Genomic DNA, 15,502 nt, shown 5'->3' on the forward strand with positions numbered 1-15,502 from the left:
GCGCGTCAGGCCATGGCGGGCATCAGCCGGTCGCGACAGTGGACGATGGCCTGCTTGACGTAGCGGCCCGCCATGCGCTCCGAGACGCCGAGCCGGCGGCCGATCTCGGCCTGGGGCACCCCTTCCAGGCGATGCCAGACCAGCGCCTGGCGCAGGCGCGGCGGCAGGCCCGCCATGGTGCGCGCAAGGCCGCGGCGGCACAGCCGGCGCTCGGCGGCCGCCTCGGGGTCTGAGGGAACCGCGGCGTAGGGGCAGGCCAGGCAGGGAAGGTCGTCGTCCTCCAGCGGCCGGTCGGCGGGGCGCGCCTGGCTGCGGCGATGATGGTCGATGAGCAGGTTGCGGGCGATGCGGAACAGGTAGGCGCGGGGCTGTTCCAGTCGCGTGCCGGAAGCGCCTCGGCCGGATGGCTGTTGACCGAGACGCAGGAACACCTCCTGGCACAGATCGTCGGCCAGGTCGGGGCAGGGCAGCTGGTGACGGAGAAAGGCGGTGATGTCCCGGGCGTGGGCGCGGAAGAGGGTATCGAGGGTCGTGGCATCCATTCGTGAAACGCTCCGTTCGTTGTGCCGGAGCGGTGATTCTATTCAATAATAATTATCATTATCAAATATAATCGCCCGGGAGCGGGCCCCCGGGCGAAGTGTGCACTCGCCGACGCCATGACGGGCATGGCGTCGGCGAGCCGAGCGATCAGCTCGGCGTGGCCTCGCTCTCCTCGCGCGCTCGCTCGCGATCTGCCTCACGCGCCGCGGCGGCGGGGCGGTAGGCGGCGATCGGGTTGTCGAGGGTGCCGGCGAACTGCAGGTTCTTGGCCGGGTCGGCCAGGTCGATCATCTGCTGGTGGTTGTTGAGCTGCAGCCGGTTCAGGCAGGAGCGGGTGAACTCCGGCGCGAACAGGTCGTGGCGGGCGAATTTGTCGGCGAACTCGGGATGGTCGCGCTGGTAGTCGATCACGCAGTCGGCCACCAGCGCCCAGAAGCGCGACTCGCTGATGTCGCCCTGTTCGACGAGGATCGCCGACATGAAGCGCAGGAAGCAGTCGAAGACGTCGGTGAAGATCGACAGCACCTTGAGCGGCTCCGGCACGTCCACGGCGATGCGGGCGATGGCCTCGGGCAGCTCGGCATCGACGTTCATGATGCCGATCTCCTCGGCGATGTCCTTCATGATCGCGCGCACCGGCACGCCGTCCTCGAGCTGCAGGATCAGGTTCTCGCCGTGGGGCATGAACACCAGGTCATAGGCGAAGAAGCAGTGCAGCAGCGGGCGGAAGTAGGCCCGCAGGTAGCGCGACAGCCAGTCCTCGGTAGTGAGGCCCGAGCGCGCGATCAGCCGCGGCAGCAGCGCCTGCTCATCGCCGTCGACGTGGAGCAGCGCGGCCATGGTCATCAGCCGCTGGCCGTCCTGCTGGTAGTGCTCCGGGCTCTCGCGCCACAGGCAGGCGAGCATCTTCTTGTAGGCGCTGTAGGTGTCGAAGGCCGGCTCGACGGCGTCGCGGCGAAAGCCGATGGCGGCCTCCTCGCGCAGCACCGTGAAGCCCTGGGCGCGGAGCTCCGGGTCGCCGTCGACCAGGCGCTTGATCCAGTCGTTGATCGCCGGCGTGGCGCGCATGTAGCTCGGCGAGAGGCCGCGCATGAAGCCCATGTTGAGGATCGACAGCGCGGTCTTCACGTAGCGCCGGCTCGGCCGGCTGGTATTGAACCAGGTGCGGATCGACTGCTGGGCGCGGTACTGGTCGCTGCCGTAGCCCAGGCAGACGATGCGCTGGCGGGCCACCTCGCCGGCGAAGGTGATGGCCAGCTTGTGGAACCACTGCCACGGATGCGCCGGCATCAGCAGGTAGTCGGCGGGATCGAGCCCGCGGGCCTCGAGGCGGCGGTGGAAGTCTTTAAGCGTCGCCTCGCCGAGTTCGTCGCGCAGCAGGGCCTCGTACTCGAGCCCCTCGATGGCGCTGTAGTGGGCGTCCTCGAGGTGCACGGCGAGCCACACCAGGGTGATCGGCGCGGCGGCCTCCGGGGCGTAGGCGTGATAGTCCACGGCGTCGAAGCCCATGCGGCCGTTGTTGGCCACGAACACCGGATGGCCCTCGGTCATGGCGGCCTCCAGGGTCTGGAAGTCGGCGTCGACCAGGCCGGCGGCGTCCGGGCGGGTGCCGTCGAGCTTGTAGGCGCCGCCGAACAGGGTGCTGGCCACCTCCTCCAGATAGAGTGGCAGCATCGCCTCGCCGATGCCGAGCGGGCCGCGGAACTCGAGGATGAACTGCTGGGCGTCGAGCTCGGCGGGGGCGCCGTCGACGCGCTTCTCCAGCGAGTCGAGCTCGATCGCCCAGTGATCCAGCGCCCGGCGCCGGGCGCGGAAGCGGTACTCGACGTTGCCCTCGGGGGCGCTCAGCCGATAGTCGGCGGCCTCGTCGTCGCCCGCCGTGCCGGCGTTCACGGCCTCGGGGGCCAGCAGCCGCTCGTGGCCGAACTCGGCGATCGCCTTGCGGATCAGCCAGCGGTTGGCCCGGGCCCAGAGCTCGGGGCGCAGGTGGCCCGCGGCGCGGGCCGGGTCGGCGGCGAGGGCCGGATCCAGGCGCGGGTTCTGCCGGCTCACCGCCGCGGCGAAGCCCTGGCGGTCGCAGAAGGCCAGATGGGCGGTCTTGTCCTCGAGCGCGACCTCGCGGTCGTAAACGAAGCCGACCCGGCGATTGAGCGGATGGATCCGGCGGTTATTGACGTCCGGCTCCACCACGATGCGACGCGTCGCCGGATCCTCGAACATGAAGGCCAGGATGGCGGTGATCACCTGGGTGCTGAAGCCGGGCAGCGGCGTCTCGGCCGGCGCCACCAGGAAGTGCATGCCGCGGTCGCCCTCGGCCACGTCATAGTGGCGGCCGATGGGGTCGTGGCGCGGGTCGTAGCACTCGACCAGGAAGGCCGGCCGGCCGTCGAACAGCCCCAGGTAGCCCTGGGCGTGCTCGCTCTCCTGGAGCTCGCGATAGAAGGCCTGCACGCGCTCCGGCGAGTGGCCCTGCATGCCCCAGAAATGGGCTCGCGGTGCGGTGACCCACTCGTGGATCAGCGCCAGGTCCTCGGGCAGGTGCAGCGGGCGCAGCGTGAAGGTGCCGAGCCCCTGGGCGTGGCGCGAATAGAGGGGCTGGGTGGTCGGCGTCGGTTGGAACAGGGTCATGGATCAGGTCCTTGCAGAAACGGAATCGGAGGGGGCGGCCGGGCGCGTCTCGGCGCCGGCCAGCAGCCGCCGGTAGGCCAGGGCGCACAGCGCCAGGCCCGTCGCGGCCACGAGGAAGGGAGCGGTCAGCCCGAAGGCCTCGACCAGGCGGCCGGCGCCCCAGGAGGCGACGAGCACGCCGAGGCCCTGGAAGACGTGGACCTTGCTGAAGTCGCTGGCGTAGCGGTCGGGCGTGCTGAGCTGGAACAGGCGCAGCTCCAGGCGCACGGTGATGCGGAACAGCGCCCAGCCGAACAGCACCCGGCCGGCCAGGATGGCGGCGACCTCGCCGCTGGCCTGCAGCAGCAGGCCGACGAGGCCGATGGCCAGCGGCAGCAGGATGGCCTGGCCGGCGGGGCGGCGCGCGAGCAGGTCGATCGCCAGCAGGGCCACCGCCACGGCGCCGGGGATGGCGAACACCGCGCCGGCCAGCACCTCGCCGGAGAGCCCGGAGGCCAGCTCCCAGTAGCGGGCGAAGAACGGCCGCGCCAGGGTGGCGCTGAAGTAGAACAGCAGCATCACCAGGCCCAGACGCAGGATGGCGCCACTGGAGGCCGGCGCCCGCTCGGTGGCCGGTGCCGCATGCGGCGCGCGGCCGCGGCGGATCAGCCAGGCGCAGACCGCGACCTGCAGGGCGTCGCCCAGCGCCATCACGCGGAACACCTGGGCCGCGGCCCAGTGCTCCAGCACCAGGCCGCCGACCATGGCGCCGAGGATGCCGCCGGCGTGCACGACGACCGAGAGGGTGCCGATCAGGGTCGCGTGGCGATCCTGGGGCTCGAAGTGCATCAGGTAGGGGTAGACCAGCAGGTAGCTGGCCTTGGCCACCAGCATCGCCAGCGACAGGCCCCAGAACCACGGCAGCGAGGTGACCACGGCGCAGGCGAGGCTGAGCCCGCCCGCCACCAGCTGGGTGACCAGCAGCAGCGGCAGGGTGCCGACCCGGCGCGCCAGGCGCGCCCAGGCGGGCAGCGCCACCAGCACCACCAGGCAGCTCATCGCCAGGTAGGCGCCGACGTGGGACGGGTCCGTCACGCCGAAGCGCGCGTCGAAGAACTGCGGGTAGAAGGGCAGCAGCATGGCATCGCTGATCACCGCCACCGCAGTCACCGCCACCAGCCAGGGCGTCGGGGTCATGCGGGCTCCGCTTGCTCGGGTTCGAAGACCGCCTCGTCGGGCGCGCCGAAGCGCTGATAGGCGATGCGTCGCTCCACCGGATAGATCTCCTTCCCGGTCATCGCGCGGATCAGGCAGGCGTTGCGATAGGGGCCCATGCCCAGGTCAGGGGCCGCCAGGCTGTGGGTATGCAGCTCGGCGTTCTGCACGAACAGCCGGCCCTCGCCGCCGTCGATGTCGTAGAAGCGGCCCACCGCGAAGCGCCCGGCCTCGTCGAAGGCGATGCGCGAGGCGATCGGCGCCAGGAAGTCCGGCATGTGGTAGCGGTAGCCGGTGGCCATGACCAGCGCCTGGGTGCGATGGCGATAGTGGCGCTGCTGCTCGGTGTGCCACAGGGTCAGGTCGTACTCGCCGCGCTCGGCATCGAAACGGCAGGTCTCGAGCTGGGCGTTGGTGAACAGCGACGAGCGCACCTCGCCGACCAGCTCCTTGGCGTAGCGCAGGTCGTAGATGTCGTTGATCAGGTCCTCGTTGATGCCCTTGTAGAGGCCCTTCTGTTCCCGCGTCAGCGCGTTGCGCGTCGCCTCGGGCAGGGCATGGAAGTAGTCGATGTAGTCCGGCGAGGTCATCTCCAGGGTCAGCTTGGCGTACTCCAGCGGGAAGAAGCGCGGCGAGCGGGTGATCCAGTCGAGCCGGTAGCCGAAGCGGTCGATGTCGGCGAGCAGGTCGCGGTAGATCTCGGCCGCGCTCTGGCCGCTGCCGACCACGGTGATCGCCGGCTGGCGCTGCAGCTCGGCCTTGCGCTGGAGGTACTCGCCGGAGTGCATCGGCCGCGGCTCGACGTCGCGGCAGCCCTCGGGCAGCCAGGGCGTGGTGCCGGTGCCGAGCACCAGATGGCGGGCCAGGTACTCGCGCGCCTCGCCGCTGCCGGTGTCGCGGCAGCTCACGCGGTAGAGGCCGCTGGCGTCCTCGAACTCCACCCGCTCCACCTCGGTGGAGAAGCGCACGCTGTCGAGCTGTTCCACCGCCCACTGGCAGTAGCGGTTGTACTCGTTGCGCAGCAGGAAGAAGCTCTCGCGGATATAGAAGTTGTAGAGTCGGCCCTGCTGCTTCAGGTAGTTGAGCACGCTGAAGCGGCTGGTGGGGTCGGCCATGGTCACCAGGTCGGCGAGGAAGGGCGTCTGCAGGGTGGCGTCCTCCAGCAGCATGCCCGGGTGCCAGTCGAAGCCGTCGCGGCGCTCGAGGAACAGCCCGTCGAGCTCCTCGATGGGGTCGGCCAGGCAGGCCAGCCCCAGGTTGAAGGGCCCGAGGCCGATGGCGATGAAGTCGTGAACGTGCTGGGTCATGGACAGGTCTCGTGGCATCAGGAGGCGACGGCGTGGGCCGAGGCGGTGGCGGCGCCATCGCACCAGGCGCGGGCGTGGGCGCCGATGCGCTCGACGATGGCGCTGAGGTCGTCGACGGTGGTCTCCGGGTTGAGCAGGGTGAACTTCAGGTAGCGGCGGCCATCGACCCGGGTGGCGGCGATCACCGCCTCGCCGTGGCGCGAGAGGGCGGCGCGCACGTGGGCGTTCAGGGCGTCCAGCGCCTCGTCGTCCAGGTCGAGCTCCTCGGGCCGGTAGCGGAAGATCAGGGTGCTGAGCGGCGGGTCGAGCAGCACCTCGATGTCGGGCCGGGCGGACAGCCGCGCGTGGGCCTCGCCGGCCAGGTCCATGACCCGCTCGAACATCTCGCCCAGGGCGTCGGCGCCCATGATGCGCAGCGTCATCCACAGCTTCAGGGCGTCGAAGCGCTTGGTGGTCTGCAGGCTCTTGTTGACCTGGTCCGGCGTGCCGGCCAGCGCCTGGCTCTCGGGGTTCAGGTAGTCGGCGTGATGGGTGACGTGGCGCAGATCGCTGGCGCGGCGCACCAGGAAGGCGCTGCAGCTCACCGGCTGGAAGAAGGTCTTGTGATAGTCGACGGTGACCGAGTCGGCGTGCTCGATGCCGGCCAGGCGGTGGCGCTCGCGGCGCGAGCACAGCAGGCCCCCGCCGTAGGCGGCGTCGACGTGCAGCCAGATGCCGTGCTCGCGGCACAGCGCGGCGATCTCCTCGAGCGGGTCGATGCTGCCGAAGTCGGTGGTGCCGGCGGTGGCCACCACCGCGATCGGGACCAGGTCGAGGGCGATGCATTCCTCGAGGCGCGCCTTGAGCGCCTGCGGGTCCATGCGGTAGTCCGCATCGGTGGCCACCGGCATCACCGCCTGGTAGCCGAGCCCGAGGATCGCCGCCGACTTCTGCAGGCTGAAGTGGCTGAGCTCCGAGCCGAGGATGCGCAGCCGCCGATGGTCCGCCGGCAGGCCCTGCTGCTTGTTGCCGCCGGGGCGGTCCTGGTGCGCGCCGTGATGGTCGCGGGCGATCATCAGCGCCATCAGGTTCGACTGGGTGCCGCCGCTGGTGAACACGCCGTCGGCGTCCTCGCCGAGGCCGATGCGCTCCGCCGTCCAGTCGATCAGCGACTGCTCGATGAAGGTGCCGCCGGCGCTCTGGTCGAAGGTGTCCAGCGAGGAGTTGATCGGCGCCAGGATCGCCTCGGCGAGCACGCCCGGCAGCACCACCGGGCAGTTCAGGTGGGCCACGTAGCGCGGATGATGGAAGTAGACGGCGTCGTCCAGGTAGACGCGCTCCAGCTCCTCCAGGGCCGGGCGCAGCTCGCCGAGCGGTGCGTCGAGGTCGATGGCCTCGAAGCGGCCGCGCAGCTCCTCGGGCCGGGCGCCGGTGAAGGGCCGCTCGACCTCGGCCACCTTGCGCCTCACCAGGTCGATGCAGCGGGTCGCCTGCTGCCAGTAGGCCTCGGCGTGCCGGGCGTTGAACAGCTGATGGGATGCCAGCGGGGCGGGCTCGGTACCGAGCCGCGGCCCGGGCGCTTCAATCCGTGATGTCATGGGCACCTCGTTCTTTCTGCCTGGCCGGGCCACATGGCCCGGCGCCTGATGCCTCGCGAGCACGAGACAATGCTCCCTTACGAATACAAATCTTTATCATTAATGATATGTGCAGGAGTGATGACGCAGGCGAGGCGCGGAACTGAACCGTGAATAAGAATTTTTTTATTCAAGCGGCGGTGGATGGGCGGACACGGGGGAGGGAAGAGGGGGGAGGGAAGAGGGGGGGAGGGAATAGAGAAGAGGGAAGCCCGTGCAGAAAATGCGCAGCGAACAAGGAGACGAACCCGCGCGGGCGGTGTCGTATCGCGTGAGGACCGTCGGGCGTACTAGCCTGAGCGGGCTCGACATTTTCCGACGGAGACCGACCCATGGCCCAAGCCCGGATTCTTCAGCAAGGCACGATCCACTGCTTCCCCGCCGGCCTGCGCGACGAGGCCGGCGAGCTCGTCAACGCCGAGATCTCCGCCGTGCTGTATGACGGCGAGCGGCTGTTGATGGCCAGCGACAAGCCGGTGCCCGGCGACGAGCGCTCCGCGGTCTTCGCCCTGCCGCTGACGCCCGAGGGCCCGGACGACGCGCAACTGGAATACCTCTCCGCCGCGCGCCTGCAGCAGGCGGTGAAGTACGAGGACTTCGCGCTGACCACCGACGGCCGCCACGTGCTGGCGGTGACCGGCTTCGACCGCATCGAGGAGCAGGGCCACGGGCTGAACGACTACAACCACCTGCTGATCTGGCCGCTCGGCGAACCCGAGGCGGTGCAGGTGGTGGACCCGGACCCGCGCGACGGCGTGGAAGGCTCGCTGGAGCTGCGGCGCAAGCTCAACCTCGCCATCGGCTACCCCTACTACAAGCTCGAGGGGCTGGCCACGGTGCCCGGCGAGCGCGGCGACGGCCTGCTGCTGTTCGGCGTGCGCGAGCAGGGCAACGCCCACGACGACTTCGCGTACGTCAGCCGCGTGGTCGGCGCGCACTACCAGATCACCGACGGCGGCAACATCGAGTTCATCGACGCCCTGCGCGAGCACTTCCGCTTCGTGCCCCACGAGCAGGACGGCGTGCGCTTCGAGTGCGGGCTCTCGAGCCTGGAGTACGATCCCTACCACGCCCGGCTCTACTTCCTGACCAGCTTCGAGGTCGAGGAGGGCGGCCGGGAGCGCATCGGCGGCTACCTGTGGGAGCTCGGCCTGGAGGAATTCCGCGACGGCGTGACGCCGCGGCTGGTGACCACGCCCGAAGGGGAAGCGCTGGAGTTCGAGCACAAGGCCGAGGGCCTGGCCGTGCTCGACCGCGAGCGGCTGTTCGTGGCCTACGACAACGACCGCAACCTCGAGCTCGGCAGCGTGGACGAGCGCGACGAACGCCACGCCTGCGAGGCGCCCTACACGATACTGGAGCTCACGGCGATTCCTGCTTCTTGAGCTGCTTGGTCCAGCGCTGGCGGGCGTACTTGCGCAGGTTCGCCACGTTGTCGGTCTCGTCGACGATGTCCTGGCCGAGGATCGTCTCGATGATGTCTTCCAGGGTGATGAGGCCGACCCAGGTGCCGAGATCGTCGTACACCACGCACAGGTGCTGACGGCCCAGTACCATCATGGTGAACACCTGCTCGACGTTGTCCTCGGCCTGAATGGTCGGCACCGAGTGCATCAGCGACTTGAGGTCGACATCGTCGTCGGCCTGGTAGGTGTCGGCCTTGTGGATGTAGCCCAGCGCCTGCTCGCCGCCATCCATCACCGGGAAGCGCGTGAAGGGCGAGTGGCCCAGCTCGTCGTCGAACGCCTTCACCGTCATGCCGGCCTTCACCGTCACCGAGACGGTGCGCGGGGTCATCACGTCCTTCACGGGGATATCGTGCAGGTTGAGGATGTTGACGATGACGCGCGTCTCTTCCGGGTCCAGCGCCTTCTCCTCCTGACCGATCTGGGCCAGCGCCTTGATCTCGCCGCGCATGTCGGTGTCCATGGCGTCCTTGCCGATCCGCTTGGTGATCTGCTCGGACATCCAGATGAAGGGCTTGAGGCACCAGATCATCGCATCGAGCGTGGTGGTCAGCGTGCCGGCGAGCTGCCGCCAGTAAGTGGCGCCGATGGTCTTGGGGATGATCTCGGAGACGAACAGGATCAACAGTGTCATCAGCGCCGAGGCCACCCCCAGCCACGCCTCGCCGAACACCACCGTGACCTGGGCGCCGACGCCGGTGGCCCCCACCGTATGGGCGATGGTGTTCAGGGTGAGGATGGCGGCCAGCGGCTGATCGATGTTCTGCTTCAGGCGATTGAGCCGCGCGTGCAGCCTGGGCTTCGTCTCGCGTAGCTGGGCCACGTAGCTCGGGGTGGTGGAGAGCAGCGCCGCCTCGAGCAGCGAGCAGAGAAAGGAAACGCCGATGGAAAGGACTGCGAAGCCGATCAGCAGGAACATGGGGTCTCTTCTAGTGGCCAAGGAGGGTCGAGCCTGGGCATCTTCTCCCGAGCCATCGCCCCCTCGCAAGGCCAGCGGCTATGGCCTTGTCTCTCGGCTTTCGCTATCATACGCAGCCGCTGATAAGGGCCTATAGCTCAGTTGGTTAGAGCAGGGGACTCATAATCCCTTGGTCGTAGGTTCAAGTCCTACTGGGCCCACCATCCTCTTCTATTATCCAGCATTCAGTGCCCCCTCCCCGTACTTCCATCTCTTCTATACACACGTCGCACTTCGCAAGCCTCGCCTCAGGCCTGTGACGGCTCGCGTCCGTGACCGGCCGGTGATGACTCACCGAGCAACACGCCGTTCTTACAGGCCTTCCCTGAACTCGCGTTCAAGCGGGATGGCCGCCTATGCCGATGCCGGCTGGATGGCGAGCGGTAGAGCAGGCATGCTCACGGATATCCGATACCGTAGAGCCAGGCGAGTACCCCATGTCAGACCCGTTCAAGCAGCTCCATGACGCCATGGACCAGTTCGCCACCGAGCGCGACTGGGATCAGTTCCACTCGCCCAAGAACCTGGCCATGGCGCTGACGGTGGAGGCGGCGGAGCTGCAGGAGTGCTTCCAGTGGCGGACCGAGGCGCAGTCCAGGGAGCTGGACGAGCAGCAACTGGCCGCCGTGCGCGACGAAATTGCCGATGTGCAGCTCTACCTGATCCGGCTGGCGGGCAAGCTGGACGTGGATATCGAATCGGCATGCCGGGCGAAGATGGACAAAAACGCGGCGAAATACCCTTCAGATCGGGTGCGGGGAAGTGCTAAAAAGTACACACATTACGCCGATGGTGAAACGAATTGAGTTGGGTCTGCTGCTGGTGGCCGGCGTTCACGAGGTGGCTGATGAATGAACTGGTGATCGAAGAAGCAGGGCAGATCAGCCCGGAGATCGAGAAGGCGCGGAAGACGCTCAAGCAGACAGGGACGGATACCGACTAGCCGGAAAGGCAGCGGCCAGGTGGTACCAGGGCGGAAGGCGCCAGGGATAGGAGGTCGGCCTTGAGCATCGCAAGGGCAACGCGGAGGGAGTCGTGATGGGAATGCAGGATCGGGACTACTACTGGGAAGATCGCAAAAAGCGGGAAAACAGGTTCGATAAGAATGACACCTATCGCCGGTCATATGAGTTCGGAGAAAATGACGGTGACAAGCCTAAAAAGCCCCCTAAAAGCCGGAGAAGCCGATGGAGCTGGATGAAATCAAGAAAGATTGATGGTTATAGTTTTCTCTCAGGCTTTATTTTTTCGCTCTTATTGATTTCTTTTATGGTTAACCTAATGCCAGGGTTTGTCGATTTTTTGTCTAGGCCTGCCAGAGGTATCATGCAACTGTTTGGTGTGAATGGCTGGTTTTAAATATTTTTCTCCTATTGGTTTTGAGCTGATTTTTAATCTTTAAGGTGATTAGAGAGATAGGGGGGTGTTAAAAAATACATTAAGTATGTAAGCTAAGTCGGCAATACGCTTTGGATGCAATTAAGACGCAGGGAAGTTATGAATAAGAAGACTCAAAAGTTAACGATCAGGCTGTTGAAAGAAGGTGTAGCGCCAGAGCAATCTCTGAGGGAGGGAGTTCAGCTTCAAAGTTGGGAGGCAATAAAAGGATCTAAGATAGCAATCACTAGTATAGGAGGTGGCAATCCTAAGTGGGCCAACTTCTTAGAGTTAAATGCAGATCAAGCTGAACTTTTGGTAAATTGGTCGGCTTGCGGCATTGTTTTCTTGAGAACCAGAGAAAGATGGTTTGGGCTAACCTTTGGGCTTGGCCATGTAAAGCTAGAACCAACATGCTTTGAGGAAGATTTTGGGCTAAAAGTTGTTCTCAACTCAGTTAATCATCAAAGACTGAGGAGTGCTGATTTAAGAACACCAGACGAGAACACTGTTTCTAGAAGAAGCCAGGCAAGCAGAAGCGCTGATCAGAATATCTTCTCCATTGATGCTGAACGAGATATTGTGCGAGGGCTAGCTGGTATACCCAAGTTGGAAGGGTTCGGATCTAGAGTCGCAGGGGCTGATTCATTATCGCTAACGAGGAAGGTGAAAGCTTCAGAGTTGCCAAGAGTTTGTAGGGAAGCATATGATTACTATAAGAAAGATGATTATAAAGAACATTTCGAGTGGGTTGATTACATACGCCATGTGAGAGATGCTGAACTATTAGGTAGACTGGAGAGAAGTCTAGTAGATAGCATGGATAAAACTTTAAAGGATGAGGGGGAAATTGATATATCTTTGGCTTATCCTGCAATATATGATCCTGAGAAAACCACGGATATAATGTTTAAAGGCTTTGGCAGTAAAGAGCTTTTCCCTGATTTGGAAGCAGAATCCTATTTTGAGGCGCTAAGAGATGTAGGTGTCGAGGATTATTATTTTGATTTCTTGAGATCCCATACTGTTAATGAAGTGGATGATGCTGGGAAAAACATTGGTAATAAATGGCCGATGCTTCATTGCCTCTCTGCTCAACAGGAATTAGATGGAAGAAAATATGTTCTCTCAGGTGGCAAGTGGTATCAAATAGATCAGGTTTTAGCTGATGATGTAAATAATTTCTTTGAAAGGGTGGAAAAATATGCAATGCCCTTGGGGAAAAAGGATGATAATGAAGAAGTTTATAATGCAAGGTTGAGAGATACGAGTAATGAACATCTGTGCATGGATAGGAGGTTAGTAACACCAACAGGCTCTAAAGATACTATTGAGGCATGTGATTTCTTTACGAAAGAAAGCTGCTTAATTCATGTTAAGAATAAAGCCGAGTCTTCAAGGTTAAGTCATCTTTTTAGTCAGGGCGTGGTTTCTGGAACAGTGTTAGTAATGGATGAGCCTTTCAGAAACAAATATCATGCAAAAATGAAGATCGCAGAGGAAGAAACTGCTAGAGAGGGGTTCTCGGAAGTTTTTGCTAAAAACATTGAGAAGTTTTCTGCCAGTGATTTCAAGGTTGTTTATGCAGTTATCGGTACTGGAGTAGAACCTAAGTTGCCGTTCTTTAGTTTGGTGACATTTAAGCAAGCAGCTAAGCAGTTGGAGTTAATGGGGTATAATGTAGCCTTTTCTTGGATATCAAAACCCAAGAGCGACCCAAAGCCAAAAGCTAAAAAAAGAAAAGGTAAAAATTAATGAGGCTGTATAGTTATTTTTAAAGCGTGGCCTAGGGTGTTTGCAGCTGTTGAAAAGCTTCAAATGCCCTTGTTTTTTACTCCGTTTAAGTGTTAAAGCTTGTTATTGTATCAACTTGGAATAGCTTCCAATCTGGAGGTTTACTAAATTGTGAATACAATACGACCACAGCAAGGCCACTAAAGGTGCGCAAGAAAGATTGTAATATGTTGATATTTTGTATTGGTAAGTAGTGATAAGCCTTGGTCAAGATTTAATGTTTCTCTAATTGTTTGTATAAGAGCAAGAGGTGTGTGATGGAGGGTTTTTACGAATTTGGTAGCTTGCACGCAATGATGAAGAAAGAATATGGTGAGGATTTTATAAGCGAGGTAGGGGAGGATGCTTTTCTTGAAGCTGTTGAAGAATTTTCAATAACTCTTTCAGAGAAGTATTTGCATTACTCAAAAGAGTATTATGGGGAAGCGCTAAGACAAAGATCTGAGTTTGGAGAGAGGGTTGTAAAAAAATGGCGTGAGGTTTTTGAGAAGTTTGAAGGTTACATCGAGCTTTGTTTTGAGATTGTAGTCTATTATAGTAAGGCCAATAAGGATTCCGCAGAAGAGGAAGGCAGTTTTCAATTTAGAGCTTTAAAGCAGCTTCATGCAAAATCGATACTAGTTGCAAGAGAGATTCAGGCGCTACTGGAAAGCGGTTATGCTGACGGTGCTTTTGCGCGATGGAGGACCTTGCATGAGATAGGAACTGCTTGTGTAGTAATATCAAGAAACTCCGATGCAGCTGAAAGATTCATTCTTCACGAAAGCGTGATGAATTACAAGAGGGCGATTAATTATAATGAATTCCATGAGAGACTTAACCACGACCCAATACCCGAAAGTGATATAGAAAAGCTAAAAGTGCTTAGAGATGAAGCGGCAAAAGTCTTAGGTGAAAACTGCGAAAGGCAAAGTGATTATGAGTGGGCAAGGCCAGTATTTAAGGAGGAGGGTTGGCCTAAAAAGACAAGAATCACCTTTGCCAAGTTGGAGAAAGTTGCAGGTCTAGAGCATTATAGGCCCTATTATGAATGGGCTTGTGAGAAGAATCATGCCCCTTCCAAGGAGAATTTTGCCAATCTTGGGTTGGGGAAGTTTTATGGCCATGAGTCCTATTTAGTGGGGCAAAGTTCTCATGGAATGGTCGAGCCCATAAATTGCACTTGCTTATCGTTGGTTAACGTAGTTTCTTCATGTCTTGTTGAGTTTTCTGATACTGATTCAATTGTTATGATAAATGTTCTCACGAAATACGCAGACAGCCTTTCTCAGTTGGCCTTAGAGATTAGTTGTTCTGAGAAGTATGCCGATATTGATTGATCGGATTTTTAAGCGTTATCTGCTTTAGAGCTTTTTTCATATTAGTGATAAAGTGATAGCTTGATTATCGAGTGTGTCAGTAAAGCGTCAATAGGGTTGGTTGGGGTAGGTGGCTGTTTCAAGTTTAACGCTTTTAATCCGATTTCATAACACTTGGTGGCATAATTTTATTTTTCTTAAAACCTACTTGCACGGTGTCTACATGCTGTCGACAGCGCAGACACATGAAGGTCGGCATAGGCGTATAAGTGTCTTTGCAACGCCTTGATATTGCTGATGTTGGCAAATAGTGGCACGCCTTGGGGCTAACTCATAACCCCCCTGGTCGCAGGTTCAAGCCCTACGGGTACACCACCTTGATCCGCGAATTGCGGAGTCACACTTGTGAACCCCTTCGTGCATGGGGCCGGTCTCGAACGACCAGAGATGTGAGGGGTGGCGTCAGGCCGTGCTCCGCAGGCCCAGTCAGGCATCGATGAAGAGGGTCACCGGCGCGAAGCCGGTGACGAATGATGCGGAGGGTGGCCCGGCCCCCCACGATATCGGCCCATCGATATCGTGGGGGCCTTCGAATCTTCGGCTAGCGGGCCTTATGCCTTCAGGCTGTCGAGCAACAGCTCGGCGACGCCCTCGGAGGACATCGGGTTCTGGCCGGTGATGACCAACCCATCCTGAATCGCGAAGGCGGTGAAGTCGGCCTTCTTCTCGTACAGGCCACCCTGCTGCTGCAGGCTGTCTTCCACCAGGAACGGCACGATCTCGGTGAGGCCGACGGCGTCTTCCTCGCCATTGGTGAAGCCGGTGACGCGCACGCCGTCGACGAAGGGCGTGCCATCCGCCTTCTTCGCCTTCAGCAGCACCGCAGGCGCGTGGCAGACCGCACTGACGGGCTTGCCGGCGGCGTGGAACTGCTCGATCAGGCGAATGGAGTCCGCATCATGGGTCAGGTCCCACAGCGGACCATGGCCGCCCGGGTAGAAGATGGCATCGAAATCCTCGACCTTCATCTCGGACAGCACCGCGGTGTTGGCCAGGTCACGCTGGGCGTGCTCGTCCTGGTCGAAGCGGCGAGTGGCGTCTGTCTGGAAGTCTTCGCCTTCACTGGCCGGGTCGAGCGGAGGCTTTCCGCCCTGGGGAGACGCCAGGGTGACCTCGACACCGGCGTCCTTCAGCACGTAGTAGGGCGCTGCCAGCTCTTCCAGCCAGAAGCCTGTCTTCTTGCCAGTGTCTCCCAGGGTATCGTGGGAGGTGACAACAACCAGTACCTTGCTCATGGGGCTCTCCTGTCTCGTGCGGAATC

Annotated in this window: 12 protein-coding genes and 1 tRNA gene; 6 read left to right on the forward strand and 7 right to left on the reverse strand. The window is 61.4% G+C overall.

Going from position 1 to position 15,502, the window contains the following annotated elements:
- Nucleotides 1-5 precede the first annotated feature (5 nt).
- The 5 genes from FIU88_RS04765 to FIU88_RS04785 form a co-directional block, all read right to left on the reverse strand.
- Nucleotides 6-542, reverse strand: a complete 537-nt coding sequence (locus tag FIU88_RS04765; protein ID WP_152478370.1) for an RNA polymerase sigma factor — start codon at nt 540-542, stop codon at nt 6-8.
- A gap of 148 nt (nt 543-690) precedes the next feature.
- On the reverse strand, nt 691-3,171 hold the full coding sequence (locus FIU88_RS04770; protein WP_152478371.1) for a GNAT family N-acetyltransferase: 2,481 nt from the start codon (nt 3,169-3,171) through the stop codon (nt 691-693).
- Nucleotides 3,172-3,174: 3 nt separating this feature from the next.
- Nucleotides 3,175-4,347 (reverse strand): MFS transporter, encoded by a 1,173-nt coding sequence (locus tag FIU88_RS04775; RefSeq protein WP_152478372.1) that lies wholly within the window; start codon nt 4,345-4,347, stop codon nt 3,175-3,177.
- A complete protein-coding gene (locus FIU88_RS04780) occupies nt 4,344-5,672 on the reverse strand; it encodes a lysine N(6)-hydroxylase/L-ornithine N(5)-oxygenase family protein (protein ID WP_016855485.1) in 1,329 nt (442 codons plus the stop codon). Before FIU88_RS04780 ends, FIU88_RS04775 begins: the two co-directional genes overlap by 4 nt.
- A 17-nt stretch (nt 5,673-5,689) precedes the next feature.
- Nucleotides 5,690-7,249: an aspartate aminotransferase family protein gene (locus tag FIU88_RS04785; protein ID WP_152478373.1), complete on the reverse strand. Its 1,560-nt coding sequence runs from the start codon at nt 7,247-7,249 to the stop codon at nt 5,690-5,692.
- 371 nt (nt 7,250-7,620) lie between these two features.
- Between FIU88_RS04785 and FIU88_RS04790 the strand changes: the two genes are divergently transcribed.
- The gene (locus FIU88_RS04790) at nt 7,621-8,673 is read left to right on the forward strand and encodes a hypothetical protein (protein WP_152478374.1); all 1,053 of its coding nucleotides are present in this window, start codon (nt 7,621-7,623) and stop codon (nt 8,671-8,673) included.
- On the opposite strand, the gene FIU88_RS04795 is transcribed toward FIU88_RS04790, so the two are convergent.
- Nucleotides 8,651-9,673 carry a CNNM domain-containing protein gene (locus tag FIU88_RS04795; RefSeq protein ID WP_152478375.1) on the reverse strand — a complete coding sequence of 341 codons (1,023 nt, stop codon included), beginning with the start codon at nt 9,671-9,673 and terminating at the stop codon, nt 8,651-8,653. The genes FIU88_RS04790 and FIU88_RS04795 overlap by 23 nt on opposite strands.
- 126 nt (nt 9,674-9,799) lie before the next feature.
- Here FIU88_RS04795 and FIU88_RS04800 point away from each other — a divergent pair.
- From FIU88_RS04800 to FIU88_RS04820, 5 genes are all read left to right on the forward strand, one after another.
- A tRNA-Ile gene (locus FIU88_RS04800) sits at nt 9,800-9,876 on the forward strand.
- A gap of 273 nt (nt 9,877-10,149) precedes the next feature.
- On the forward strand, nt 10,150-10,518 hold the full coding sequence (locus FIU88_RS04805) for a nucleotide pyrophosphohydrolase (protein ID WP_152478376.1): 369 nt from the start codon (nt 10,150-10,152) through the stop codon (nt 10,516-10,518).
- Between the two features lie 232 nt (nt 10,519-10,750).
- Nucleotides 10,751-11,071: a hypothetical protein gene (locus tag FIU88_RS04810; protein WP_152478377.1), complete on the forward strand. Its 321-nt coding sequence runs from the start codon at nt 10,751-10,753 to the stop codon at nt 11,069-11,071.
- A gap of 138 nt (nt 11,072-11,209) precedes the next feature.
- Nucleotides 11,210-12,844 (forward strand): DUF6119 family protein, encoded by a 1,635-nt coding sequence (locus FIU88_RS04815; RefSeq protein WP_172977659.1) that lies wholly within the window; start codon nt 11,210-11,212, stop codon nt 12,842-12,844.
- A 296-nt stretch (nt 12,845-13,140) separates the two neighbouring features.
- A complete protein-coding gene (locus tag FIU88_RS04820) occupies nt 13,141-14,202 on the forward strand; it encodes a DUF5677 domain-containing protein (RefSeq protein WP_152478379.1) in 1,062 nt (353 codons plus the stop codon).
- Between the two features lie 590 nt (nt 14,203-14,792).
- Here the strand turns inward: FIU88_RS04820 and FIU88_RS04825 are convergent.
- Complete coding sequence (locus FIU88_RS04825) at nt 14,793-15,476, reverse strand: type 1 glutamine amidotransferase domain-containing protein (RefSeq protein ID WP_016855491.1); 684 nt, start codon at nt 15,474-15,476, stop codon at nt 14,793-14,795.
- Nucleotides 15,477-15,502: the final 26 nt, after the last annotated feature.

The sequence above is a fragment of the Halomonas sp. THAF12 genome (genome assembly GCF_009363675.1).
Taxonomy (GTDB): Bacteria; Pseudomonadota; Gammaproteobacteria; order Pseudomonadales; family Halomonadaceae; genus Halomonas; species Halomonas smyrnensis.

Bases quoted from the DNA above. Each gene is read 5' to 3' on its own strand.
- FIU88_RS04765 (WP_152478370.1), bottom strand. From the start codon at position 542: ATGGATGCCACGACCCTCGATACCCTCTTCCGCGCCCACGCCCGGGAC.
- FIU88_RS04770 (WP_152478371.1), bottom strand. From the start codon at position 3,171: ATGACCCTGTTCCAACCGACGCCGACCACCCAGCCCCTCTATTCGCGC.
- FIU88_RS04775 (WP_152478372.1), bottom strand. From the start codon at position 4,347: ATGACCCCGACGCCCTGGCTGGTGGCGGTGACTGCGGTGGCGGTGATC.
- FIU88_RS04780 (WP_016855485.1), bottom strand. From the start codon at position 5,672: ATGACCCAGCACGTTCACGACTTCATCGCCATCGGCCTCGGGCCCTTC.
- FIU88_RS04785 (WP_152478373.1), bottom strand. From the start codon at position 7,249: ATGACATCACGGATTGAAGCGCCCGGGCCGCGGCTCGGTACCGAGCCC.
- FIU88_RS04790 (WP_152478374.1), top strand. From the start codon at position 7,621: ATGGCCCAAGCCCGGATTCTTCAGCAAGGCACGATCCACTGCTTCCCC.
- FIU88_RS04795 (WP_152478375.1), bottom strand. From the start codon at position 9,673: ATGTTCCTGCTGATCGGCTTCGCAGTCCTTTCCATCGGCGTTTCCTTT.
- FIU88_RS04805 (WP_152478376.1), top strand. From the start codon at position 10,150: ATGTCAGACCCGTTCAAGCAGCTCCATGACGCCATGGACCAGTTCGCC.
- FIU88_RS04810 (WP_152478377.1), top strand. From the start codon at position 10,751: ATGGGAATGCAGGATCGGGACTACTACTGGGAAGATCGCAAAAAGCGG.
- FIU88_RS04815 (WP_172977659.1), top strand. From the start codon at position 11,210: ATGAATAAGAAGACTCAAAAGTTAACGATCAGGCTGTTGAAAGAAGGT.
- FIU88_RS04820 (WP_152478379.1), top strand. From the start codon at position 13,141: ATGGAGGGTTTTTACGAATTTGGTAGCTTGCACGCAATGATGAAGAAA.
- FIU88_RS04825 (WP_016855491.1), bottom strand. From the start codon at position 15,476: ATGAGCAAGGTACTGGTTGTTGTCACCTCCCACGATACCCTGGGAGAC.